The organism is Halorubrum aethiopicum (assembly GCF_001542905.1).
GTDB classification, from domain to species: domain Archaea; phylum Halobacteriota; class Halobacteria; order Halobacteriales; family Haloferacaceae; genus Halorubrum; species Halorubrum aethiopicum.
Window position 1 is genome coordinate 139,716 of the sequence record NZ_LOAJ01000002.1, and the last position, 26,221, is coordinate 165,936.

The window sequence follows — 26,221 nt, forward strand, 5'->3', positions numbered from 1 at the left end:
GCCTGCTTTGGCCCGCTGAAGCTGTGTCCTCGACATTAATTCTTGGGTGGTACCACTGACTGATATATTTTGGGTGAAGTCTCCCCCGAGAGACCAGTTAGTCAGGATTTGATAGGAGCCAGTTTCATCAATACAAGGGTTGTGGTTAGTTGAGATAAGTGGCAATTTCGGACTTTGTTTCTCTCCAATAAATCCAGAGTGCTCTGTTGAATCCGATGACGGCACGGGGATCACGATCTCTGAAGAGGTGATCATCTCACTCTTCGTGGTCAAGGAGTTGGGTCGATCCGTCCCGTGACCTTGCTCCTCACTCTCTCTGCCAAGATTCCATCTCCAAATTCTCTCGACAGCCCTCTTCAACCGAGTATAGAGTGACCCGATCCCGACGCCTTCTGCGGATTCAACAGAGTAGTCTCATTTGTTAATTAAACGCGACCACTACGGATCTGTGAATATTTTTCCAGGATTGAGGATTCCGTTTGGATCGAAGTCATCCTTCACTCGTCGCATCAGATCGATCGTCTCGGAGTTGTACTCACTCGTTAAGTGCTGTTTCTTGCCCATTCCGATACCGTGTTCCCCGGTACAAGTTCCTCCGAGATCTATCGCACGCTCTACAATATCGCGATCGGCACGTTCACCCGCAGCATGCTGTCTGTGATTGTCTTTTCGGACGAAGATCGTGTAGTGGATATTACCGTCCCCAGCGTGTCCGAAGCATGGGATCTCGAGATTGTATTCATCCTCCAGAGATGAAATATATCGAACGAGATCCGCGTAGGAACTGACCGGAACAGTCACGTCACCCGAGGCGAGAATCGCCATCTCTGGATCGTAGTTTTTCAATGCAGTGGCCATCTCTTCCCGTACTTTCCACAGTTCTTCCATCTCTTTGCCGGACTCTCCAACCGTGTAGTCGACGACCGGATGCTGGTCAACGACTGACTCGAAGAATTCTACCTCGTCTTTGACGCTGTGGTTCGTGTGGAACTCTACGAATACCATTGGGCGCTCTTCGAGATCCGCATCGAGATGCTCGTTGCTCATCTTGACACTTGATCTATCGAGTAATTCTATCTTGGCGATGTCAACACCCCACCTAATTACATCGGAAGTAAAGGCCGATGCGTCACCGACTGTATCGAATGTTACCCGACCACCCCAAATCTGCTCCGGTAGTCCTGCGAGTTCGAGTGTCGCCTCGGTGACGACGGCGAGAGTTCCCTCGCTCCCGACAAGGAGATCGAGCAGATTGTATCCAGCAGATGTTTTCGCCGCATTGGTTCCAGTTTCGATGATCGTGCCATCCGGAAGCACGGCTTCAAGCCGCAGGATCCAGTCGTGAACCTCTCCGTATTTCACCGTCTGCATGCCGCTGGCATCGTTTGCGATCATCCCACCGATGGTCGAGATATCTCCTGACGAGGGCAGCGGTGGAAAGAAAAGTCCGTACTGCTCGACGGTGTCGTTGATCGCGCCGCCCAGAACGCCCGGTTGGACATCAATCTGGAAATCATCGGGACGCACATCGAGTACACTATCCATCTTCATCATATTTAGGCTGATTCCCCCGTGGACGGGCACGGAGTGTCCTTCGAGACTGGTCCCAGCTGCGTACGGAGTCACTGGAATGCCACGGGAATTCGCCGTGGATAGTACTGTTGCAACGTCAGCCGTTGACTTTGGCCAGACGACGGCGTCAGGTGGGACGCATCTTCTTCGTCGGTGCCCCAGTCGCTTTCGTGGCGAGCTCGACTTTCGTCGGAAGTGGATATCTGCGACTCGTCTAGGGGAGAGTCGTATAGGAAACTGAATCTCATGTGGTATGTTACAACATTTTGCTGGCATATATATGTTGGTCGCTGCGAGTGCTATTAATTCGATTCTAGCGGTCTGGCGTGAGATCTCAGTTCATCTGATTCTATCTAAAACATTAACCGATCGTCAACGATCTCTGTTGTGTTTATGTACTGACATCGATGTTGATTCTATCATTATTATATTTTGGTTCTCACACTTACCGTCAACTAGTCCAGAGACAACAAAGTTCGATACTGGTGTTGGCCCAATAGTTATCTCTTCTCCTATGTTGATATCACTCATTGATCCAAGAATATGGACTTTCACTCGACATACTTCTGGATTTCCCACGCTAGATAGATTTATTTCGCTAACTATTTTGTGTATCTCAGAATTCCTCTGCTTAATTAATGTGTAATCCGGATCTTCGATCTTCTGAACATCTAATGTATCGTACGACTGCGATTTTGGTCGGTATCCACCTCCTGCTCCTTGAATCCCTTCGATAAGTTCGAGTGATGTCAAACTCTGCATCTGATTTCTAATTGTTCCTGGACTGCGTTGAATCTCTCGCGCGATTCTTTCCGAACTAATCGGCTCTTGTTCTTCTTCGTACAAACTAATTAACGTAGCAAGGAGAGATGTTTGATTGGTAGTAAGCTCAATCTGCTGCATGTAGGATAAAACAACTCATCGATATTAAATGTAATGTACATCCATTTATGAGAGTGACATGGCGGTATTGAAAATATAGTGCTCTGAAATTCTGTAGGACGCAACGGTGACTGTGTTATATTTACTAAGAGCGAACTGTTAGATAGCATTGGGATCTCATAGATTAATAATAATATTAGCCCTGTCAAGTCCAGCATAGTAAGAGCAACACCAGTAGATGTATTAGATCATAGAAGAACCCATGGTATATGGTTCACACAGCCATTAATCTGTACACGGTTCGGGATTCGTCAGACGGAACACTAGATCTGCTTACAAGAACGTCTGACGCCGGATACGACGGGGTTGAACTGGCGTACGAGTTTGTTGATGAAGATCCAACCGCGATCCGGTCGTGTATAGACCGGTTGGGTCTCGACTGTCCGGCGGTACATATTGAGCTCGATCCATTAACGAACAGAACTGAAGCGGTCATCGATTGGTGTTCGACGGTCGGCGTGGAGACAGTAGTCTTACCGTACCTTGATGTAACGAACTTCGACAGCGCTGAAGCGGTTACTGAGACAGCGACATTCCTCGAGTCTGTCGCAGCCCCTTTCAGAGACGAAGGGTTTGACTTCTGCTATCACAACCATGACCATGAGTTGAGGTGGCTCTCTGAAGACAACGAGACGGCACTCCACCTCCTGATGGCGGAGCTGGAGATGGTCGATCTGGAGCTCGATATCGGCTGGGTTCAAGCAGCGGGTCGCGACCCGATCGCGTTCCTCAACCGACACGCGAATCGTATTGATCTGATCCATGCGAAAGATGTCGTCGCAGAGACTCGAACTCCCATCGAAGCTGGGATGGGGGACGTAGACTTCGAGGACATTGAAGCGGCGGTGAGAGACGCCGGTTGTTCGTGGGCGATCTACGAGCATGATTCTCCAGACGATCCGCTCGGATCGCTGTCGCACGGGGCAAAGTTCCTGTCGGAATGGCAAATGCGCTGACGCCGAAAGGGTCAGCAGGGGGCAATATTTATACTACGAGTACAGCAATAACACCCGTATGTGTGCCAAAAACACAGATACTGCTGAGGCCGAAGAGGTTGTCTCCCGACACCGCGACGTAGCCAATAAGGTCCTTCCTGACCATACTGACCTCTATATTGGCGGTGAGTGGAGCGCTGGAGGAAAATCACCGCTAGAGGTGGTTGATCCGACGACTGGAGAACATCTGGCGGAGGTGTCGGCCGCAGACGCTACCGATATTGACAGAGCTGTGAAAGCGGCCTGGAAGGCGTATGACGGAGAGTGGTGTTTAACGACAGCTGGAGACAGACAGGATATTTTGCTTGAGATTGCAGACTGCGTGGAGGCCAACTTAGAAAACCTTGCGTTGCTTGAGACTCTTGACAACGGAAAGCCCCTCGTAGAATCTCGAGCAGACATGAAGACGGTCGTTGACCAGTTTCAGTATTTCGCAGGTATCATCCAATCTGATGCTGGCGCTGTCCTGTCGGACGATCAGCGCATGGGTCATACGATTCGAGAACCCTATGGTGTCGTCGGCCAGATTATTCCGTGGAACTTTCCACTGTCGATGGCTTCGTGGAAACTGGCACCGGCGCTTGCGGCAGGAAACTGTAGTATCCTGAAGCCTGCCGAACAGACTCCTCTGTCGATCCTTAGACTCATGGAACTCGTTGACGATGTTGTACCCGACGGCGTGATCAACATCGTTCCGGGCAACGGCAGGGAGGCCGGGGTGGCACTGACTCAACACCCGGACATTCGAAAGCTTGCCTTTACTGGTTCGACAGCTGTCGGTAAAGACATTATGCGGAACGCTGCCGACAACGTCGTCGACGTTACCCTCGAACTTGGGGGAAAAAGTCCGGTTGTCGTTTTTCCGGACGCAGACTTGGACAAGGCTATCGAAGTGGTGAAGTTCGCGATCTTCGCAAACGCAGGCGAATGCTGTACGGCCGGTTCGCGACTGTTCGTACACGCGGCAATCGCTGAGGATTTCCTTGATCGGTTCGTCGAGACTGTCGAAGATCTCACAGTTGGAGATCCTCTGTTGGAGGGGACTGATATCGGGCCACAAATCAGTGACAGTGAGGTAGAAAAGACGCTTGAATATGTTGAGACTGCGGTCGAAGGGGGGGAGATCTCATGACAGGCGGATCGTGTCCATCCGGGAACGCAGTGTCTGCTGGTAGCTTTGTAGAGCCGACTGTGATTGGTGACGTGCCGCATGACAATCCAGCCGTCCAAGAAGAGATATTTGGCCCGGTGCTCGAAACGTTCACTTGGACCGAGTACGACGAGATGATGGCTCTGGTAAACGATGTCGAATACGGACTCTCAGCGAGTGTTGTCACACAAGACATTGATGAAGCGTACCAGACGGCACGCGATATCGAGGCCGGCTATGTGTGGATCAACCAGCACCATGACGTCCCGTCTGGGCTTCCGTTCGGCGGCTACAAGCAATCTGGGATAGGGCGTGAACTGGCCGAGACGACCCTCGAACATTACCAGCAAACGAAGACGATTAACGTGGGCTTATGAGTGTGACACGAGGTTGAGGCAGTGAACTACCCTACTCGCTCGCGGCTGGCGTCGTTCAATCCTTGAGGGAAGGCTTCCTGCTTCCACGACGCGCTTTGTAGATACAGACGAATTCACAGGGAGCGCAGCCTTCACAGGCGTTCCTTCTGAGTATCCCACTTTAGATCTTCGAGCCCGCGGGAAAGGATGTGCCACGCCTCGTTTGGGACCCTGTCAGCTTAAACTCACACAGCTAGGACAGGAATCTACTACCCTACTGAAAGACGTTGCGATTACCGGAGTCTGTGGATCTGCTACCGAATTGTGTTCGAGAATTGTGCGGCGCTGTATCTCTCTGCTCACGCCTCCCTTCGGTCTGTGCTCGCTGAGTAGAGGACTTATCGCCTATTTTTAGCCAACTCCGAGATATTTCCCTGGTCGATTGGTTGCGAACGGGATCGCCATCGCGGTAGTCGAGAGAAACGGATATGACTATCGACACTGGCTCGAGATATGTGTCTACCGTGATGATATCACGTCAACTCTTGACAATGATGATTTGGTAATAGAAAAGCAGAATCTATTGGATTACACCACTAGTAGTGTAATGGTCTTCGCGAGATCTATTGTTAGCCTCAGATAGTACGAAGTCTGTTTGGTGACTACAAATACGTTATTGGCAGAGAATCCGCAGCAACCAATCATGCTCACGCGATCGCGCGAATCAATTGATGGTAGCTCGGCCAAAGTGGTACTATTGCGGACTCACGGGCAGTAAAGTGTTGTACGGACGCTGTGGATGTATATTAGACTACTGCCTCATAAGGAAATAAAACGTCTCTAGCACCGATGTATTCATCGTAAAATGGGTACCAGTCACACTGTTTCGAAGGGAATTTCATCGAAGATTACCCCTAACTACTCTGAATCCTCATTGAGACGGATCGAAGGCAGGTGCCGTCCTCGAGAAAGAGTGGCTGAATTGGAACACTGATAGGAGCGCACCGGTAGCGATCCGGCACGTTTCCACTCACGTCCGCAAGGTGAGTTGTTTGAGGCTTGTAAGCGATAGCGCCGCTATCAGAACCACCGTGACGAATACCAAAAAGAATACGCTGATAACATTCACCATTGGACTGAAGCCGTACCTGATGAGTCCCCACAGATAGACCGGCAGCGTTTGAGTCGCCGTATCTCGAACAAAGTACGTATAGACAAACTCGTTGAATGAAATGGTAAACGCTAACAGCCCACCAGCAATGATCCCAGGAAGGACGTTCGGCAAAGTGACTCGACGGAACGTCCGAAGTTCACTCGCACCGAGGTCCATGGAAGCTTCTTCTAATGTCTGGTCGAAGTTGACGACCGTCGGAATAATGATCAACGCGGCGAAAGGAACCGTTCGGATGACGTGAGCGATCACTACCGTCCCGTACCCAGCTTCGATGTTTACGTTCCCGAAAAACAACGTCATGGCTATCCCCGTCACGACAAGGGGAACCACAATCGGAAGCGTGAGGAACATCTGGAAGAGGCTCTTTCCTGGGAAGTCGTACCGTGAAACCCCGTAGGCAGCGAGAAGGGAGACGAAGACCGTGATCGGTGTTGCGACGAGGCTTACCTTCAGTGAAGTTAAGATGGCGCTTATCGCTTTTGTGTTGCTCACCCGTCGTACCAATTCCACACATTGAGGTTTTGCTCTAACTGCTCTGGCGGAACGGATTCCACATCCACTGGTTTTGTAGGCTCATTACTGCCGCCACCGCCCCCGCCGATACAGCCAGCGAGGGAAGCAGCACCACTGGCGAGACCGTACTTGACAAGGTTTCGTCTGCTTAGATCCATGGTATCGAACCTCACGTCTATCGAAACATAACAGCCCCAATTAAATCTTTTGTTATTTATACTGAAGGATCGTATAGAGAAGTGGGGGTACTCGTTGTATGTTGGCTCCTGAGAGCCAATGGTGTAGTGCGTCGCTCGTCTCCGAAAATTAGAAGCGCTGCTTACGATCGCCTGTCAGTCGACAACACGGACATCGAGTACAGACGGACCACTGGTGTTAGCAGCCTCGCGCAACATCGCTTCGAGCGTCTCTTTGTCGGTGATTTGACCTCCCTCGACGCCGTGACTGGATGCATTTACGGTGAAATCGACGCCAGGTTGGAGATCCATCCCGATGAATTCGTGATCGTCGTCGTCACCACCCAGAATTTTTAGCGCATTGTCCTTCAAAATCCGGTAGTTTTGATTATTCGATATGACGATCGTTAGGTCGAGGTCGTACCGAGCTGCCGTATACATCGAGTGGGGGTAATAGAGATACGAACCGTCACCCAGAAGTCCAACCACGGGACGGTCATCCTCTGCGAGGGCAGCCCCAACGGCCGCAGGAAGACCGTACCCCAGCCCGCCAGATTTGTTGCCAAACAGCTGGCCGGGTTGGAGGTCCCACTCGGACAACAGTGCGTACCGCGTGGTGACGCTCTCGTCGACGATGTACGCGTCCGGCACTGCCTTCTCCATAGTTTCGATCAGCTCCGTCTTTGAGATAGCATCAGAATTATCCGAAGGAGATTGTTGTAGATTCTCACCGACCCAATCGCGAATCTCGCTGATTTTCTTGCGACGAGCGGTTAATTGCTCATCGCTCACGCGTCCGGAGATCCGTCGGGTGAGATCTTTAATCGTCGGTCGTAGCGCACCAGAAATGACGACGCTGGCGGGCTCATTCTTTGCGAGTTCCCAGCTGTCGGGACCGATATGTACCGCTGTCGCGTTGGACGGGACAAGCGGTTCGTCGTGGGCAAGTGTCGGCGTGTGCGTCGTACACCCGATCAAGACGACCGCATCTGCCTCGTGAAGCGCTCTTGCCTCCGCAAATGACTCCGGCATGTGCGAAACCCACAACTCATGATCCATTGGAAAGTTTACTTCCGTGGATAGAATCTCGCTGTGGACGCGTGCCCCCGTTTGCTCGGCTAACTCGATTACAGCTTCCACAGTGGGCTGACCGCCGCGGGCGATCTGATCGCCGACGATAAGCACCGGTTCGTCAGCTTCCGTTAGAACGTCGGCTGCCTGCGCGATAGCATGAGTGTCGCCGCGGCCGGTTTTCGGGATCTCCAACGGTTCGACGGGCATGTTTGTCTCCCTAAGCATCACGTCCATCGGGAATCCTAAGAATACGGGTCCCATTGGGGGTGTCAGTGCCACCTTACACGCGCGACGTAGCATTGTGGGGAGGGATTCAACCGCTTTGACCTCGGCACTCCACTTCGTGAACTGTTGGGTCATCTCCACGAGATCACCGTATAATATTGGCTCCTCGTGTTGATGACGCATACTGTGAGTGCCTGCGGTGATCACGAGCGGTGCGCCAGAAACGCTTGCGGCGTACAAGTTCCCCAGACCGTGTGCCATCCCTGGAGCGACGTGAAGATTAACCACACCAAGTGGATACTCGTCGCCCCGCTGCCGCCGAGTACATGCATATCCAGCTGCCATTCCAACGGCGATGTCTTCCTGTAGTCCGAGGACGTAATCGACTTTACTCCCTTCAAGAGCGCTCATTACGGGCACCTCGGTCGTTCCAGGGTTTCCGAAGAGATACGGTACCCCGTAAGTTTCTAACGCTTCGACAAATAGATCTGCACCAGTTCGTGTCATGCTCTGCCGTATCAGGAATTAGCACGTACCTACATTTATGTTCCGCTTGGATGGCCATTAGAATCCGTGATTCGGGTTTGGTCATCACAAATATTTATGACACAGTGTGACGGATAGCGATATATGGTCAAAAACGGTGAATCACGGCGGGTTAAGTCGGTCGATACAGCCTGCGAACTGATCCGTGCGATGCAAGAGCGCGGGGAGACGACCATCTCGGAGTTGAGCGATGCGATCGATCTCTCAGAAGGGTCGGTACACACTCATTTGGCGACGCTGAAATCACACGGACTCGTGGTCAAAGACGAGACAACCTACGAACTAGGGCCTCAATTCATCCCGCTGGGAGAGCGGGTAAAACACAACTCGAAGCTCTATCAGGCAGCGAAAAAAGAGATTGATCGTATCACTGAAAAAACTGGTGAATGTGTACATCTGTTGCTTGAGAACAACGGCCAGGGAATCATTCTCTATGAATCGTTCGGCGAGAAGGCGGTTGGGACGAAATTTCACTCTCGATCCCGAGAGAAACCTGCGAAGTTTCTTCACTGCCGTGCCTCGGGTAAGGCGATCCTCGCGTATCTCCCAGACAGTCGTGTCCACGACATCATCGACAGATACGAGCTCAAGGAAATGACAAAGGAGACGATCACGGACTACGAGGAACTCCTAGATGAGCTGGCCACTACTCGTTCCCAGGGGTATGCGTTGAACGATGAGGAGGAACTCCGTGGCGTTCGAGCCGTGGGGGTGCCCATACTGGATGACAAGGGGACTCCGCTCGGCGCAATCAGCCTCTCGGCACCTCGAAGCCGGTTAGAGGGAGATATCTTCACCGACGAGATACCAGAGATTTTGATCGACACGGCAAACGTCATCGAAATAAATTATCAGACGAACGATCTAGACATCAGTTGACTCGTGGCAAATCTTAAGTAGGTATATTTAGAGTATTTCTTCATGGCAAGCGAGCCGAGCACACAACTCTACGTTGATGGTAGCTGGTGTAGTTCGAGCGGCAACTCCGAGATCATCAGCCGAAATCCGGCGAAACCCGACGAAAGGATTGCCACGTTTCCGGCAGCCACGGTTGCTGATACCGAGACTGCGATATCGGCGTCAGCTGCTACAGAAGACGAGTGGGCGGCAGTATCAGCTCACGAACGAGGGTCGTACCTTCGGGATGCGGCTCGTGTCATTGAGGGTGAAAGAGAATCTCTCAGTCAATTGATCGCTGATGAAACGGGCAAAACGATCGGCGGGAGTCGGGGAGAGATCCAGCGGACGATCGATCTCTTAGAGTACTACGCACAGATCGCACGCGACTACGGCGGTACTGCCCCTCCAAGTGCGACCGAGGGGACGGTCCTGTTTACGAAGCGTGAGCCGTGGGGGACGGCAGGAATCATCACACCATGGAACTTCCCGATCGCGATCCCAACTTGGAAGATCGCACCGGCTCTTGTGAGCGGGAACACGGTCGTGTTTAAGCCCGCCTCACTCTCACCGACGATCGCATCCCGTCTTGTTGATGTGTTCGACCAGATAGGGCTTCCAGACGGGGTCATAAATTTCGTTCCAGGATCTGGAAGTACGGTCGGTGACACAATAGCAACAAGCCAGGATGTGGATGTAATATCATTCACCGGTAGTACTGCGGTGGGTGAGGCTGTCGAGAGAGCCGCAAGCGATACTGGAGCCAGAGTACAATGTGAGATGGGTGGAAAAAACGCCATCATTGTCGACGAAAGCTGTGACCTTGATTTGGCTCTTGATCTTACGATGAGTGGTGCCTATGGCTTGGCAGGACAGGCTTGTACGGCCGCGAGTCGGGCGATCGTCTTGGATGGGGTCTACGATGAGTACGTGGACGCCCTCAAACGGCGCGTAGAGAATCTTGTCGTGGGCGATCCGAGTGATGAATCGACGGACATGGGCCCGAAGGCATCTGCGAACGGACTACAGGAGGATCTCGACTATATTGAAGCGGGTGAAAGCGCAGGTGCGACACTCCTGACTGGGGGGGCGGAACTCGAACGCGAGGGGCACTTCATCGAACCGACGGTTTTCGTCGACGTCGAGCCGGGGATGGAGATTGCACAGGAGGAGATCTTCGGACCGGTTCTGTCGGTTCTTTCGGTTTCTGACTTTGACGAGGCGGTTCGAGTCGCGAACGACGTTCAGTACGGACTAACGGCTGCTGTCTGTACTGATCGGCTTCACCATGCGATGTCTTTCATCGACGATATTGAGACCGGCGTTGTAAAGATCAATCAAAAACCCGGAGGTGTTGAATACCAGATGCCATTCGGCGGACGGAAGCGTTCAAGCACCGAGACGTTCAAAGAACAGGGTCGAGAAGCTCTAGAGTTTTTCACCCACGAGAAGGCAATCTATCTCACCGACGGGCATCTCTGAGACCGTTGTCGAGCTGCTATGGGATGTATCTTGAGACAGATGGTCAGTCAGACGCAACGTTTTTCACCCCTGTCGAGACACCACATTAGCATGGGTGTGAACTCGCTTACGGATACATACGATGATGAGCTAAAGCGCTTCGTCGAGAGGCTTCTCCAATTCGAATCGACTAGTGGTCGCGAAAAGCAAGCACAAGAATGGTTCGAAGAGCAACTCGAAGAACTCGGGTTTGAGACATACCGATGGGAAGCCGATCCGGAACAGCTCGCTTCGATCTCGTCGTTCCCGTCAGCCGATGAGATAGACACCGCAGATCGACCCAGCGTAGCGGGGGTACTCGAATTCGGTGATCCAGAAGCAGGTCCCACACTGGTTCTCAACGGACATGTCGACGTAGTGCCTGCCGACGACGCTTCTTGGAAGACCGATCCGTTCGACCCGTATTGGGACGGTGAGAAACTCCACGCGCGGGGTGCGGCGGATATGAAAACAAACCTCGCGTTACTCGTCTTCGTCGCAAAACACCTCCACGACTCATACGCAGACGAGATTAACGGGCGAGTGGTCGTTGAAAGCGTTACTGGAGAAGAAGAAGGCGGGATCGGAGCACCCGCGGCGGCACTGTCTAACCCCTATCCGTTCGATAGGGACGCCGCGATCATCACGGAGCCCACTGACCAGAGAGTCGTCACGGCGACAGCGGGGGTATTGATGAAGGAGCTGACCATTTCGGGGCGCTCGGCGCACGCCGCGACCCGGTGGCGCGGCGAGTCCGTGCTCCCCCACTTCAACCGCATTCAACGCGCATTCAGAGAGCTCGAACATGAGCGACACGAGCGGATTACTCACCCGCTTTACGACTACCCGGTAAATTGGCCGATGAACATCGGAATTGTCGACGCAGGCGACTGGGTCTCGAACGTCCCGGCGCGTCTGACGGCGCAAGTGCGGATCGGATTCGCTCCCTCGGAGACCCTCGAAGCCGCGGAGGCGGAATACGAAGAGCGTCTTCAGAGTATTGTCGAGGACAGCAAGTGGCTTTCCGAGCATCCTCCAACGTTCGAACGACGAGCCATCCACTTCGAGCCCTCTGAACTCGAAGTTGACTGTCCGATCGTCCGCCGACTCCAGTCGGCCATGCTTGACCACGGTATCGAAGAGACGCAACCGATCGGAAAGACCTACAGCGCCGACTCTCGGTTCTACATTGAACAAGGAATTCCGACAGTTATCTTCGGGCCAGGGACGATCGATCAAGCGCATTTCCCCAACGAGTTCATCCGCTGGTCAGAGGTCCAGCAGGCAGGTGATGTGCTTGTTGACACGTGTAAATCGTATCTTCAGAAACCTGGATCAACTCTTCAACGCTCAGAGTGAGTCCACGCCGGGCAACCAATCGGCGGTCTGTTTGTCCATTTTTCTTTGTTTGAGTTGAAATGTCCTGACCGACGGATTTATTGTGACACTCGCTCTCAAAATAGATTATGAGCTCACCATCAGCTCAGTTTATGCCAGCGGTATCGCGGTTCATAGGAGAGGAAACACCATGTCTCGTCGAAGGGGATGGTGCGATACTCAAAGACGATGAGGGTAACGAGTACATCGACTTTTTCGCACAACACGCTGCTATGTCCCACGGCTACTCACACCCCAGAGTGGTGGAGGCCGTAACAGAACAAGTGGAGAAACTGAACTTTAGCGCATACGATTTCCCGACGAAGCCAAGTCAGCGTCTCACAAACCGATTTTCTGACGTTGCTCCCGGCGACTTGGAACGGTCGTACTTCGTAAACTCCGGATCTGAGGCTGTCGAGGTTGCGCTTACGCTCGCTCGTCGAGCGACAGGTAACCACGAGTTCGTTGCCCTAGGTGAGGCATTCCATGGCCGAACTTACGGCGCTCGCTCGCTCGTCGGATGGTCCGGGTATCGAGACGGCTTTGGGCCGTTTTTGCCGTCCGTGACACACATCCCATCGTACAACTGCGATTCGTTCCCCGGAGACACTGAGCCAGAAACCGGAGCCGAGTACGCTGAACTCCTTGAGTACGCGCTTGAATACGAAACGGGTGACGTCGCCGCGTTTATTGCCGAACCGATGTTTGGAACAGCAGGGAATATTCCCGCTCCAGAGGGGTACTTCCAGCGAATACGTGAAATTTGTGATGAACACGACATCCTGTTCATCGCAGATGAAGTTATCACGGGCTTTGGCCGCACAGGAAAGCCGTTTGGCATCCAACACTACGACGTCACGCCAGACATCATGACGACAGCGAAGGCGATCGGCGGCGGAATGCCGATTGGGGCAACGATCGCGACGCCCGAGGTAGCTGATGCCTTCGAAAGCATGGATTACTTCTCGACATTCGGCGGAAACCCTGTGTCAACGACGGCGGCGGTCGCGAGTATTGATGTCATGAAGGAAGATCGACTTCCGGAGCGGGCTGCCGAACTGGGCGAACGCTTCATGGATCGTCTCCGGAGGCTACAAAGCGAGTACTCCTTCGTTGGCGAGATTAGAGGCAAGGGGCTGATGATCGGTGTCGAACTGGTTGATGAGAACGGAGACCCCCTTGAAAAAGAGCACAGTCTCGCACTACGGCGTGATGCCATCGATCGAGGGCTCATTCTGCCTGCGGGACAGGGTTGGGAAGGTAACGTCATCCGCATCAATCCGCCACTCGTCATTTCGGAAGACGAACTTGATCGGGGTATCACCATCATGGAGGAGTGTTTTGAGGAACTCACCACCCACCTCGATTGAGCGAGAATCGGCGACTAACTAAACATCCGGTTAGGTAACTGAGGATAACAGTTGTTTCGCATCCGTACTTTTCGGGGGAATTGGATGCCGTGGTCAGCGATTAGTTTGTGAGCTTGCCCGTCCATATCACGCGACCAATCAGGATAGATTCGTTCGTGCTTTGAAATTTTTAATCTGCGTTAATTATCAAGCATTTCGAGGGCGGAATTAACCGCAGAGATATCTGATCCAGTAGCACGAAACTCACAGCCGACGTAGCTATCATATCCAGCGTCTACTAGACTCTCAATAATACGTTGGTAGTTCAATTCACCTGTTCCGGGTTCGTTTCGTCCAGGGACATCTGCGATATGGACGTGTCCGATCCGATTTAGATTTTGCCGCATTGTGTCGATGATGTTGCCTTCCGTGATCTGTTGGTGATAGACATCGTAGAGTAGTCGAACGTTGGGACTTTCTATCTCGTCGATGATGTCGAATCCTGTCTCCGATCGGCTGAGAAACGCTCCAGGATGGTCCACCGTAGTGTTTAGCGGCTCAAGAATCAACGAAACACCAGCCTCTTCGGCGTCAGGTGCGACCGTCTGGAGAGTGTCGACGATATTGTCATATTGGGTTTGCCATCCGTGAGACTCACATTCCGGCCCGGATGTCACGATAAGATTCTCACAATCAACGGTAGCTGCTGTCTCCAGATTAGATCGAAGCTCGGATATTGCTTGATCCTGGACATTAGGGTTGGTGAGGCTGGTCGTACAGCCGACCATTCCCACGAATGCGAGGTTGTTTGCCACGGTTCGGTCCCGGATTGCTGGAAGGGACCGGTCTGCGGGTTCCCAGAATTCGACACCATCAACGCCGAGTTCAGCACAACGATCGACCCGGTTAACGAACGTATCGTTGGTAAAGAGCGTGTCTAAACACACCGATAACGCAGGTGAATTTGTCATAGCAGGTTACCAGTATTCCCTGTGATGGCTGGGTATATAGAACTCACGTCTGAGTGAAACACCCAAAACATTATAGGGAGTTAGATAATCGGTCAGTTCGTATGCCAGTCAAGACAGCCTTTGTCGGAGCAGGCGGTATAGCGTCGGTACACCTTTCAAATACCGAAGCGTCCAGTCTCGGTGACATCGTAGCGGTCTGTGACATCGATCCGGCCGTAGCCGAAAGCACCGCAGAGACTCACGACGTGGACGCATTTACCGACGTGGAAGCGCTCTTTAACGAGGCAGAATTCGACGCAGTGATCGCTTCAATCCCCCCCTTCGCTCACGGAGAGGTCGAAAAGCTGGCTGTAGAGCATGAAACCCACTTGTTCGTCGAAAAACCACTTGGCCTCGACCGGGAAACCGCGGAGACAATCGATGCTGCGATCACCGAATCTGACATCATCACTCAGGTAGGGCACATGAACCGGTACGCCGACATCGTTGAGAGAGCGGTCGAGTTGATCGACGATCGACAAATCGCCCTCATCAACGGACATTGGTACGACGGAGTGGCAGACGCAGAATGGTGGCGAAAGAAAGCGCGATCCGGCGGGCAGGTGGTCGAACAATCGACACACGTTTTTGACCTCGTACGGTATCTCGCGGGCGATGTAGAAGATATTCACGCATACGGTGAAAGGCAAGTTGTTGGAGATCAGGTCGACTTCGAGGACTCTGTCGTCGCAACGATGTACCACGAGACGGGTACGGTGAGTCATGTCGCGACGAGCTGTGCGTCGCCTAGGTACCGTACTGCGGTTGACGTGATCGGCGACGGCTTCGACCTACAGCTGGATTTCAACGAGAACTGTTTGACGGGCATCGTTGATGGTGAGGATGTGGCATATGAGGGGGGCGATGAGAAGTACCGAGATGAACTGGAAGCGTTTCTGGACGCCGTCTCGAATGGTGACCGCTCGTTAGTTCGGTCGCCCTATTCGGACGCAAAAAAGACATTCGAAACGACGCTTGATGTCTACGAATCGATTGACACCTCGGCACCCATCGACACCAAGCGCTGAACTGAACGCCGTCATGTGGAGAATCGGACGCCGAAAATATTAACTACCATTGAATGAAAAACGACAGCGTGGTTCGACAATGAAAAACAGTGACAATCGTATCAGTCGGAGACAGGTTTCGTACTTGACCGGTTCGGGTACTCTGGCAGCTATTGCTGGATGTATCGGAACAGGTCCGCAAGAAGGAACACAGACTGGCGGCGGGACAAACGGCAACGGTCAATCCGGGTCAACCTCAACGAGCGGACAGTCCGGTGGTGATTCGACAATGGCCGATAAGATCAACGCATGGGGCTGGGACGTGGCCGCCAAGTCTCTGGAGATCACCGCAACTGACTACGAAGACAAAACTGGCGCGGCAGTGTCCGTTTCTCAGATGGGACAGGGCAATATGAACGATAAGTTCAAATCATCTCTCCTGTCCGGGTCTGGTGCGCCCGCGTGTGCGATGATGGAAGATCCGAGTGCACCCGCTTGGGTGAACACGGATGGACTTCACGACGTCTCAGGTTGGATTGAAGAGGCAGGGTTGAAAGACAAGTTTGTCAGCGGTAAGTGGACACCACTCCAAGACGAAGACGGAATTTACGGGCTTCCCTGGGACATCGGACCAGTTGGCCTCTTTTATCGCCGTGATCTATTCCAACAAAACGGGATCGATCCGACCACGATAGAAACGTGGGACCAATTCATTGAAGAAGGACAGAAACTCCCTGAGGGAACAGGGTTGTTGAACATCCCGTCAAACGATTATGACGGACTCTGGCGGATGCAATTCCGCCAACTCGGCGGACAGCCCTTTACTGAGGATGGACACGTGAACATTCACTCCGAAAAGAGTGTGCGGGTCGCACAAATGCTCAAACGACTGTATAACTCGGGAGCTACCGTAGACAAACCACCGTGGACGAAAAGCTGGTTCACCGCACTCGGTGACGGCGCTATCGCCTCGCTGATGAGTGGTGCCTGGATGCTCGGGACGCTGAAAGCCGAAGTCAGCAATACGAAGGGGAAATGGGGTGTGATCAAACCACCTGCCTTCGCATCCGGTGGTCCCCGAGCCACCAACTCGGGTGGATCGAATATGACCATCGCAAAACAGGTATCGAATGCGAAGGCCCGCCGTGCTTGGGACTTTATGAAATTCTCTTTGGCAACAGAAGAAATGCAGACGAAGATCTATAACGAGTACGGCATTTTCCCAGCTTACAAGCCAGCTTACAATAGCGATGTCTTCTCGACGGAAATTCCCTTCCTAGGCGGCCAAAAGGCGGGGGAGCTGTTTACTGAAGTTGCCGAGAACATTCCGGGGTACCGCTATACGACCGCGACATCCGAAGTGACGAGAGCCATCAACACTCACTTGGGTCGGATGTTCGACGACAAGGTCACTCCCGCCAAGGCGGTCATGAATGCGGCCGAACAGGTCGCAAAGCGGACTGACCGAGAGCTTGCCTAATAGATGAGTCAACGACACGAGCCAAACCTCTCGGATCGGATTCGATACCGACGCAAGCAACTGCGAGAGGTGCTTCCGTCTTCCGATCGGGGAGTCCCGTATCTCTTTCTGTCCCCGTTTTTTGTCCTGTTTAGTGTCTTCTTGGCGTTCCCAATTTTCTATACGCTCTATCTTTCATTTTTCCGCTTCGAAGGAGTGAGTAATTCGACAATCCTCTGGATCGAAACTGCAATATTCGATTACAGATTAGTCGGAATCTCCGATCTTACGTTTGTTGGGCTCGACAATTATCTACGGCTTCTATCTGATTCGCTTTTCCACCAGGCAATGTACAACACGGTCTTCATACTGCTGGTCCAAGTCCCGATCATGGTGGGGCTCGCGCTTGCGCTTGCACTTGCGCTGAACGCGAGTTTCGTTCGATTCCGTGGTGTATTCCGGACGATAATCGCACTTCCAGTCTCGGCTAATCTCGTGGCCTACGCGACAGTGTTTCTGGTGTTGTTCCAAGAGACAGGGTTGATCAATTACGCACTTGGACTAGTCGGAATCGGTCCGATCCCATGGTTACAAGACGCGTTCTGGTCTCGGTTCACCATCGTCAGTGCGGTTACTTGGCGCTGGACGGGATATAACATGATTATCCTCCTTGCGGGGCTTCAGAATGTCCCGAAGCACCTCTACGAAGCGGCTGAAATCGACGGCGCCACCCGGTTCGAGAAGTTTAGATATGTAACGCTCCCGCAGCTCCGACCGGTACTTCTCTTCGTAGTGGTCACGTCGACTATCGGGACGTTCAAGCTCTTCGCGGAGCCCGTGACTATCTCGCAAGGCGGTGCGCCCCTCGAATCGACAATCACGATCGTACAGTACATCTACCAGACGGCATTTATTGACTTCCGTCTCGGTTACGCCAGCGCTCTCACGTACGTTCTCATTGCAATCGTGAGTACACTGTCTCTTATTCAGATCAGATTGGGGGGGACGAGCGATGCATGAGACAACGCGTCGGAGCGGCGTCTGGAAATTCGTCACATACGCCTTCATCCTGCTCATGGCTGTCGTGACGATCGTTCCACTCTACTGGGTGCTCGTCGCGTCGACGCTGCCAGAGGAGGTCTTTTTGTCTTCTACGTCGCTGCCGCTGTTTCCAGGAGATGCTTTCTTTGAAAACTTCCGGGCACTACAGGCACGTGAGAGCGTCAACTTCATCAGAAGTATCGGAAACAGCGTGCTCATCGCATCTGTCTATACACTCTTATCGGTGCTGCTCTGCTCTATGGCTGGCTTTGCTTTTGCCAAGTATGAATTCCGCTTTAAGGAACCGATATTCTATACGATTCTTGCGACTCTCGTATTGCCCATTCAGCTGCTTGTCATCCCACTGTTTCTGCTGATGTCGCAGCTCGGATTGATGAATTCGTATTGGGCGATCATACTCCCGTGGGCGGCGAATCCCGTCGGAATATTCCTAATGCGTCAGAACATGAAGTCGGTCCCAGACACCTTGCTCGAATCCGCTCGCATGGATGGTGCCACCGAGTTTCAGGTGTTCTATAAAGTTGTACTACCGACGCTAAAATCTGCTCTAGCCGCGCTCGCGACGATCCTGTTCCTGTTCCAGTGGAATCTGTTTCTGTTCCCTCTCGTCGTCCTTGAATCAGATAAGTACACCATTCCAGTCGCGATAAACCAACTCGTCGGTGCACAGCGCGTTTACTACGACCAGATCATGGTTGCCGCCGGACTTTCGATTATCCCGATTTTCCTGCTGTTTTTATTCCTTCAGCAGTACTTCGTCAAGGGGATCATCGGCGGCTCCATCAAAGAGTAACCATACTGTCAACAAATAACAATGGCAAACATAAACATTACCGACCTTACGAAAGTTTACGAGAGTGATGCGGGTGACGTCGTCGCCGTTAACGACGTTGACCTCGACATAACTGACGGCGAGTTCCTTGTCCTCGTCGGTCCTTCAGGATGCGGAAAGACGACAACGTTGCGCTGTCTTGCCGGACTTGAATCCGCGACGAAAGGGTCGATCCGGTTCGCACAGCGCGACGTGACCGATCTCCGGGCTCGTGATCGTGATGTGGCGATGGTGTTCCAAAACTATGCGCTATATCCTCACATGACCGTCCGACAGAACATGGAGTTCGGACTTCGTCTGTCGACTGAACAGCCAGCAGCGAAGATTGGAGAGAACGTAGAATCGACCGCGCAGATGCTTGGGATCGAAGATCAGCTGGATGAAAAGCCGAGGTCGCTGTCCGGCGGACAGCAACAGCGAGTAGCCCTCGGCCGAGCAATCGTTCGGGAGCCTTCTGTCTTTTTAATGGACGAACCGCTCTCAAACCTCGATGCGAAGCTTCGCGCACAGATGCGTACCGAACTTCAAGAGCTCCAACAGCAACTTGATGTCACAACGATATACGTAACACACGATCAGACCGAAGCGATGGCCATGGGTGACCGTATTGCGGTACTCGACGGCGGGGAACTACAACAGGTTGGAGAACCGGAGACGGTGTATGTAGAACCCGCCAACGAATTCGTGGCAAAGTTCATCGGATCGCCAAGTATCAATCTCTTCACGGCTTCTGTCGATGGGAAGACATTGTCGGCGACGGATGCACCGATCAGTTACCAACTGACGGATCACTCAATGCTCGGCGAACGTGACCAGGTGCGCGTGGGAATCCGTCCGGAGGACCTGCGGGTCGTTTCGGATGGTGTGTTTACCGCAACAGTCAATGTTGCTGAGCATATGGGCAACGAGAATTTCCTCTACTTGGATGCCAACGGTACCGAGGTAACGGCCCGGATTGAAAGTTCGGTTCGGCCCGAAGCCGGGTCGGAAGTCGATCTCATGTTTGAGGAGGATTCCCTGTATCTGTTCGACGAACAGACAGGAGATGCTATCAAAACAAAGGAGGCAGTGTTGGAGGACAATTCGCTGCCTTTCGCCGAATCCTGAACGTCACGAGAAACGAAAATTTCCAATTACCACTCGGGTGACGGCGCAGACCGCATTGAGGGTCGAATACTTCGTATCGACTTAATACGCTCTCTTGCGATGTCTTTGGCGACATGTTGTGGCGGACGTTCCTGACGCTCAGCACGCATCCCTACTTCACGCATTTTATCTTTAATCCGCCGCAGATATTCAACTACGCGCTGGTGGCTGTATCCGCCCTGACGAAGGAGATCGGTATGTTCGATAATAGTCCCCGAACTCGCGAGGAAGTCGGGAGCATGTAGGATGCCTGCGTTGGCGAGCTGAACAGCATCTTGAGAGGAGTCGAACTGGTTGTTCGCCGGGCCACAGACAATTTCACAATCAAGTTCGGGAATGCTTTCGTCGTTCAAGACACCTCCGAGTGCCGCAGGAACGAACACATCGCAGTCGACAGTGTGAATTGATTCCGGATCCGCCGTTCCAACATTTAATTCATCAGCAAGAAGATCAACACGTTCTCGGTCGATGTCAGCGATTGTCACCTGCGCCCCTCGATGAGAGAGATACCGGACGACGTGTTCGCCCATCTCTCCGACACCTTGAACCGCAACGTGCCGCTCACTGAGGTCGTCTGAACCAAAGACTAATTCACAACAACCCACCATGGCATTTATCACACCGAGACCGCCCGCATGAAAGAATTCGTCGGTCGGTCTAGGAAACTGTTCTGGTAATCCAGTCACATACTCGGTCTCTCGATTCATCCAGCGGAGCGCTTCTTTGTCGGTCCCGATATCGCTCCCAGTAATGAACTGCCCATCGAAGCTATCCACAACGCGCGCGTAGGATCGATATAATGATTCGCTACGCTGTTCCTCGTCGTCGGCCCAAATTACTCCTTTTGCTCCGCCCATGTCGATTCCGGCTAGAGCGTACTTGTATGTCATTGCCTCGGCGAGACCAAGCACATCTTCTAATGCGTCTTCTTCGGATGTATACACATATCTTCTCGTCCCGCCGCCTGCCGGGCCGAGCTGAGTGTCATGTATCGCGATTATTCCGTTCAGCCCTACGTCTTCGTCGCGGAAGAACCGAACTTCACTGGCATCGTACTCTGAGAGTAGATCTGTTATCGAAGCCATGTAGTAGATTATTCACAAGGAGGTGGGTTATATGTTCCCATTCGAGCATTCTGCTCCCATAGTGGGGTGTGATCGTGCGCACGCATACCGTAATGTATTAATCTCAGTTTGACTTTCTTACAGTGTGATCCGAGCATATTCCCCCGAAAGAGATGCTGATGCGCTGTGGGACCTGAAACGCCAGTTTGAACTAGAACTCGGCGGCAACACTGGAGGAGAAGAGAAGTCGACGAAGTATCAAGATAAGGTCGATGAAGAGTATCAGAACCGCTATCTGGACTGGACAAGGCGGTGTATTGAATCTGATCCTGACTGTATCAGCATCGCCGAGGTCGATCAAAGCATCGTCGGTTATGCGTTCGTTCTTCCAGAGAATTTCGCAATGATCTGGGACGCTGCTGTGCTCAACGAGATTTTCATAATGGAGTCACACCGTGGGACAGGAGTTGCTGACGATCTTATGCAATCCGTTCTCGAAACGGCTAAAAAACAAGATCTTCCACTCGATCGGTTGCTATTAGACGTAGATGAGGACAACGAACGTGCTCAAGCGTTCTACCAACGATACGATTTCAAAAAATGGGGTGATTTGGTCGCTCGCTCGGTTTAATTGAGTTCGTCTTCCGGTCTCGTGTGGATCGCTGAATTCTGAAACGATCGTGTTTAGTTAAGGATGAAGAGTGAGGCGGAGGGATTTCTTGCTGGTCTATGGCAGAAATCGCTCGCCTCAGCGGATGTATGGAGTAGATTGATTTGGATTTTGTGGAGTGCCAGCGGACACCCGAGCGTGCGATGAAGCTTGGTATTCAATTCCAGTTAGCGGGGCTTTCACTGTCGAATACCGCGTCGCTGCTCGAGGAGTTGGATGTCGAGCGCTCGCGTAAGGCAATCCATGATTGGATACAGAAAGCCGATTTACAGCCCACGGAAGGCTGACATCCGAATCACATTGCGATTGACGAGACAGTGATTCGAATCAATGATCAGCAGTTCTGGCTGTACGCTGCGGCTAATCCTGAGACGAACGTGCTGCTACACCTCCGATTATTTTCGACGATAACGACCGCAGTAACCGAGATGTTTCTCCGAGAATTCCGAGAAAAACACGAGCTTGAAACTGCCGTGTTTCTCGTCGATGGCGCTCACCACCTCCAAACTGCGCTTACCAGAGCTGAACTCCGATTTCAGACAGAACGCCATGGAAATCTGAATGCCATCGAACGTATCTTTCGAGAACTCAAACGCCGCCATCTTCCTCAAACTGTTTCATCAATGTTGAGCCTCAAACCGCAGAAACATGGTTCCAAGCATTTGCTACTTGGCTCAATGCCCCAAGCTAAACACGACCTCTGAAACAGTACACGCATTAATTTGCGAGGAGAAAAAAATATGCCACGAGAAAATTTTCATCTGCTATAGTTCCCCCTGACATTACAAGACTATGGTTGTAATACCTAATTCTGAAGGTTTGTCTTCAACAAAGATAGGTAGAGAACATGCTACTAAACGAGAATCGACGTTATTCAACAAGGGTCTTACCTATCGCTTGAGCTTTCCATTAAATGCTTGGTATATTGTCAAAAATAACTAAATATTTAATATTTATATACAGATTTTGATATTTTTGTCTCCGGCTATTTAATAATTTCGAGGTAATATAATATCTAAATTCTATGAAATATGATAGAAATTTATGGTTGTTGATACAGCATAATCTTGTTTGTTTCTCTGTATTGTCGTTATTGAATATTGTTCCATATTTTGTCACATCTAGTGATAGTCGATTTCAATCCACCGTTCAACACTAGGTCGACAATTTCGATCTATAGCTGTAATCTGCTCCGTGGCTAAGTTTGGTTGTGATATATAAAAACATAATTTGACATAATGACTAATACTGGCTGTACACTAGTGTCGATCATTGTCGGCCTGTCAGCGAATACAGCCACGAACAAATGTGCTTAACCGAGCAAACCCTACTCTCAGGACTGTATGGCCGAAACATTGTATTTGACTGCGAAGCTCTCGCTTGGCGATGCTGTGTGATCGTTCGCTTGGTATCGATAGTTCGGAGAGATCATTTTGATGTTTGTCATCATCAACAAAGAATCGCCATGTGAACCGGTTTGATCGTGATTCAACATATATCCAACACAGCACGATAAACAAACCTCGTGTAGAGCGATTTTGCGATGATCTCTTCGACAAACATAAGATAATATATGTGTTGTTTTCTGGAATAAACCAGTTTATCCTCAGTGAGGAGATTGGTACCATTACTTCGATCCCAGATACGAATGATATGGAATTTCGGATTGATCAGTCTTAGTCTTCGTTGTTTTGATGTGTTGAATTAATATAATATATGTTATATATTCGGGAACAAATCAGATTTAGTATAAAACTTTGATTTCATTGTATTTCCGGATGGTGTTCTATTCTATGTTAAATTCGATGAGCTCCTGAGAGACTCTTTGGCTACGATCAATGGGTGAAAACAAGTTTATATTTCGGTCCCATGTGGAGAGATATGACTACAGAACAAATCACTGAATCGCAAGTACAAATCAGTGTTAGAAACATTGGTGGAATTGAAAAATCCGAAGTTACCATTCCACCGGGTGTCTCAATACTGACTGGACGTAACGCAACGAACCGGACATCATTTCTGACAGCGTTGATGGCAGGACTTGGCAGTGAACAGGCCTCACTCAAGGGTGACACAGAAAAAGGGTCGGTCACTCTCGATATCGGTGAAGAAACGTACACACGGACTCTAACTCGACATGATGATACAGTTTCGTTCGACGGGGATCCATACCTTAATGACCCTGAACTCGCAGACTTGTTCGCCTTCTTGCTTGAAAATAACGAGGCACGTCGAACTGTTGCCCGTGGTGACGATCTCCGTGAAATCATTATGCGGCCCATTGATACGGATCGAATTGATGCTGAGATTGAGTCGTGTAGACGTAAACGTGAGGAAGTCGATAACGAACTCCAGCAGCTTGAACAACTCGAACAAACACTACCAGAACTCGAGGAAAAACGACACGAAAAGGAAGCTGAACTCGAAGAAGTTCGGGACAAGTTTGTGACTGTTCAGGCCGAACTTGAAGAGATCGAGACAGGTGTCGAACAAAGCCGTTCGCGAAAACAAGAACTTGAGAAGGCCTTTCAACGAGTACGGGATGCGCGATCGGAACTGGAAGATCTCGAGTTCAAGCTTGAAACAGAGCGCTCGACGCTTTCTGAACTCTCTTCGGAACGTGAGGAACTCGAAGAAACACTTGCGGAGACCGAACCGCCTGAAGAGGATCCGAACCGTCTTGAAGGTCGAATTCAAGAGCTTCGAAGTCGAAAACGAGCACTTGACGATACGATCAGTCAGCTCGCAAATGTTGTGAGCTTTAACGAAGATATGCTCGAGAAGGAGGGCCTCGGTATTGTGGAAACTGATACAGAGGAATCCGCAGATCTGACCGACGCCCTGACCGCAAACGAAAACGTAAGCTGTTGGACCTGTGGATCCACGGTTGGAACTGAACAGATCGAAACGACTCTCGATCAGTTGCGTGATCTACGCTCGGAGAAGCTTGAAGAGCGGAATAACATCGAATCTCAAGTCACCAAACTCACGAACAAACGGTCTAGCCTACGGAATAAGCGCCAAGAAATCGAACAAGCCGAGGATCAACTCCGAGGTGTCGAAGATGAGATTGAGGCCACAAATGAGCGTATCACGGAACTTGAAAACCGAATCGAAACCAAACGCACCGAAATAGGGGAACTCGAAAATGAGGCTGAATCGATCGAGGTGGAAGATCACGATGAAGTGCTTGAACTACATCGCAAATCCAATGAACTAGAACTCCAAGTTGATAGGCTCGAGGATGATTTGGGAAAAATCGATGAAGAGATCGCAGAACGTGAAAAAGCGCTTGAAGAGCGTGGCCAACTTGAGGCCGAGCGCGAAGAGCTCACCGAGCGGCTTACCGACCTCCGGACCCGCGTCGAGCGCATCGAGAAGGACGCCGTGACGGCGTTCAATGACCACATGGAGACGGTGCTCGACATCTTAGAGTACGACAATCTCGATCGGATCTGGATCGAACGCCGTCAGGAGGAAGTTCGTGAGGGGCGCCGAAAAGTGACGAAGAATCGATTCGAATTACACATCGTTCGGGCAGCTGCGGACGGCTCCGCATACGAAGACACGATCGACCACCTCTCGGAGAGTGAACGTGAGGTAACTGGGCTCGTCTTCGCGCTTGCCGGCTATCTTGTTCACGATGTCCACGAAGTCGTTCCGTTCGTTCTTCTTGATTCGCTGGAAGCGATCGATTCAGATCGGATCCGACGTCTTGTCGACTATTTCAGCACACATGCGGATTATCTCATCAGTGCGTTACTGCCCGAGGATGCTGAGGCTCTCTCGAGCGAGTACACGTACGTGACGAGCATCGATTAACCGTCGTGTTTAGTTTGGGGCATTGAACCAAGCAGCAAATGCTTGGATCCACGCTTCTGTGGTTTGAGGATCAACGATTCAGAAACAGTGTGAGAACGGAGACGTTTGGCGTTTGAGTTCTCGTTGTTTTCATACCGATGCCGCAACTAATTCGAAACTTGTCTCTCTTGAAGATACAGTAGTCCGCTTGCTGTGGAATTCGCTCAGTCGGATTGGGTTAGTATCAGATTTAAAGTAGGAAAGTCACCGAGTGATTGGAGATACTCAACCAACTTAACGGTGCGGTTGTCATCAGGGCGGGGG

General features: G+C 51.5%; 19 protein-coding genes and 2 pseudogenes. 14 read left to right on the forward strand and 7 right to left on the reverse strand.

Translation table 11 applies throughout. The annotated features are described in order from the left end of the window. Window positions 1–438 precede the first annotated feature (438 nt). Both AXA68_RS15250 and AXA68_RS16245 read right to left on the reverse strand, forming a co-directional pair. Entirely contained in the window at window positions 439–1,848 is a 1,410-nt protein-coding gene (locus AXA68_RS15250; RefSeq protein ID WP_198530093.1) for an FAD-binding oxidoreductase, read from the reverse strand. Window positions 1,849–1,944: 96 nt separating this feature from the next. Then, the gene (locus AXA68_RS16245) at window positions 1,945–2,475 is read right to left on the reverse strand and encodes an Rrf2 family transcriptional regulator (RefSeq protein ID WP_080505330.1); all 531 of its coding nucleotides are present in this window, start codon (window positions 2,473–2,475) and stop codon (window positions 1,945–1,947) included. A gap of 248 nt (window positions 2,476–2,723) precedes the next feature. On the opposite strand from AXA68_RS16245, the gene AXA68_RS15255 reads away from it, so the two are divergent. Both AXA68_RS15255 and AXA68_RS15260 read left to right on the forward strand, forming a co-directional pair. Next, window positions 2,724–3,470: a sugar phosphate isomerase/epimerase family protein gene (locus tag AXA68_RS15255; RefSeq protein ID WP_066419021.1), complete on the forward strand. Its 747-nt coding sequence runs from the start codon at window positions 2,724–2,726 to the stop codon at window positions 3,468–3,470. 58 nt (window positions 3,471–3,528) lie between these two features. Continuing rightward, window positions 3,529–5,036 (forward strand): annotated as a pseudogene (locus tag AXA68_RS15260) (aldehyde dehydrogenase family protein). 1,009 nt (window positions 5,037–6,045) lie between these two features. Here the strand turns inward: AXA68_RS15260 and AXA68_RS15265 are convergent. From AXA68_RS15265 to AXA68_RS15270, 3 genes are all read right to left on the reverse strand, one after another. Beyond that, on the reverse strand, window positions 6,046–6,681 hold the full coding sequence (locus tag AXA68_RS15265) for an ABC transporter permease (RefSeq protein WP_066419024.1): 636 nt from the start codon (window positions 6,679–6,681) through the stop codon (window positions 6,046–6,048). Beyond that, window positions 6,678–6,875, reverse strand: coding sequence for a twin-arginine translocation signal domain-containing protein (locus AXA68_RS16935; RefSeq protein ID WP_157884881.1), 198 nt, complete (start codon window positions 6,873–6,875; stop codon window positions 6,678–6,680). Before AXA68_RS16935 ends, AXA68_RS15265 begins: the two co-directional genes overlap by 4 nt. A 159-nt stretch (window positions 6,876–7,034) precedes the next feature. After that, entirely contained in the window at window positions 7,035–8,684 is a 1,650-nt protein-coding gene (locus AXA68_RS15270) for a thiamine pyrophosphate-binding protein (RefSeq protein WP_066419027.1), read from the reverse strand. Window positions 8,685–8,807: 123 nt separating this feature from the next. Between AXA68_RS15270 and AXA68_RS15275 the strand changes: the two genes are divergently transcribed. From AXA68_RS15275 to AXA68_RS16250, 4 genes are all read left to right on the forward strand, one after another. After that, window positions 8,808–9,602 carry an IclR family transcriptional regulator gene (locus AXA68_RS15275; protein WP_066419029.1) on the forward strand — a complete coding sequence of 265 codons (795 nt, stop codon included), beginning with the start codon at window positions 8,808–8,810 and terminating at the stop codon, window positions 9,600–9,602. Between the two features lie 42 nt (window positions 9,603–9,644). Further along, the gene (locus AXA68_RS15280; protein ID WP_066419031.1) at window positions 9,645–11,102 is read left to right on the forward strand and encodes an aldehyde dehydrogenase family protein; all 1,458 of its coding nucleotides are present in this window, start codon (window positions 9,645–9,647) and stop codon (window positions 11,100–11,102) included. Window positions 11,103–11,192: 90 nt separating this feature from the next. Next, a complete protein-coding gene (locus tag AXA68_RS15285; RefSeq protein WP_066419033.1) occupies window positions 11,193–12,479 on the forward strand; it encodes a M20 family metallopeptidase in 1,287 nt (428 codons plus the stop codon). 107 nt (window positions 12,480–12,586) lie between these two features. Then, the gene (locus AXA68_RS16250) at window positions 12,587–13,867 is read left to right on the forward strand and encodes an aspartate aminotransferase family protein (RefSeq protein WP_080505332.1); all 1,281 of its coding nucleotides are present in this window, start codon (window positions 12,587–12,589) and stop codon (window positions 13,865–13,867) included. 179 nt (window positions 13,868–14,046) lie between these two features. On the opposite strand, the gene AXA68_RS16255 is transcribed toward AXA68_RS16250, so the two are convergent. Further along, the gene (locus tag AXA68_RS16255) at window positions 14,047–14,817 is read right to left on the reverse strand and encodes a hydroxypyruvate isomerase family protein (RefSeq protein WP_080505333.1); all 771 of its coding nucleotides are present in this window, start codon (window positions 14,815–14,817) and stop codon (window positions 14,047–14,049) included. Between the two features lie 101 nt (window positions 14,818–14,918). Between AXA68_RS16255 and AXA68_RS15295 the strand changes: the two genes are divergently transcribed. The 5 genes from AXA68_RS15295 (at window position 14,919) to AXA68_RS15315 (ending at window position 20,323) form a co-directional block, all read left to right on the forward strand. Continuing rightward, entirely contained in the window at window positions 14,919–15,884 is a 966-nt protein-coding gene (locus AXA68_RS15295) for a Gfo/Idh/MocA family protein (protein WP_066419037.1), read from the forward strand. Between the two features lie 268 nt (window positions 15,885–16,152). Beyond that, window positions 16,153–17,343, forward strand: coding sequence for an extracellular solute-binding protein (locus AXA68_RS15300; protein WP_232745142.1), 1,191 nt, complete (start codon window positions 16,153–16,155; stop codon window positions 17,341–17,343). A gap of 3 nt (window positions 17,344–17,346) precedes the next feature. Next, complete coding sequence (locus AXA68_RS15305) at window positions 17,347–18,342, forward strand: carbohydrate ABC transporter permease (protein WP_066419040.1); 996 nt, start codon at window positions 17,347–17,349, stop codon at window positions 18,340–18,342. Next, window positions 18,335–19,177, forward strand: coding sequence for a carbohydrate ABC transporter permease (locus tag AXA68_RS15310; protein ID WP_066419042.1), 843 nt, complete (start codon window positions 18,335–18,337; stop codon window positions 19,175–19,177). The genes AXA68_RS15305 and AXA68_RS15310 overlap by 8 nt, the downstream gene beginning before the upstream one ends. Before the next feature lie 21 nt (window positions 19,178–19,198). Continuing rightward, a complete protein-coding gene (locus AXA68_RS15315) occupies window positions 19,199–20,323 on the forward strand; it encodes an ABC transporter ATP-binding protein (protein ID WP_066419045.1) in 1,125 nt (374 codons plus the stop codon). Between the two features lie 26 nt (window positions 20,324–20,349). Here AXA68_RS15315 and AXA68_RS16260 read toward each other — a convergent pair whose 3' ends face one another. Next, window positions 20,350–21,447: a Glu/Leu/Phe/Val dehydrogenase family protein gene (locus tag AXA68_RS16260; RefSeq protein WP_080505335.1), complete on the reverse strand. Its 1,098-nt coding sequence runs from the start codon at window positions 21,445–21,447 to the stop codon at window positions 20,350–20,352. Between the two features lie 124 nt (window positions 21,448–21,571). On the opposite strand from AXA68_RS16260, the gene AXA68_RS15320 reads away from it, so the two are divergent. The 3 genes and pseudogenes from AXA68_RS15320 to AXA68_RS15330 all read left to right on the forward strand — a co-directional run bounded on the left by AXA68_RS15320 (window position 21,572) and on the right by AXA68_RS15330 (window position 25,918). Beyond that, complete coding sequence (locus tag AXA68_RS15320; RefSeq protein ID WP_066419048.1) at window positions 21,572–22,057, forward strand: GNAT family N-acetyltransferase; 486 nt, start codon at window positions 21,572–21,574, stop codon at window positions 22,055–22,057. Window positions 22,058–22,194: 137 nt separating this feature from the next. After that, window positions 22,195–22,787: pseudogene (locus AXA68_RS15325) on the forward strand (IS6 family transposase). Between the two features lie 1,190 nt (window positions 22,788–23,977). Beyond that, the gene (locus AXA68_RS15330) at window positions 23,978–25,918 is read left to right on the forward strand and encodes an archaea-specific SMC-related protein (RefSeq protein ID WP_066419050.1); all 1,941 of its coding nucleotides are present in this window, start codon (window positions 23,978–23,980) and stop codon (window positions 25,916–25,918) included. The last annotated feature ends 303 nt before the right edge of the window (window positions 25,919–26,221 follow it).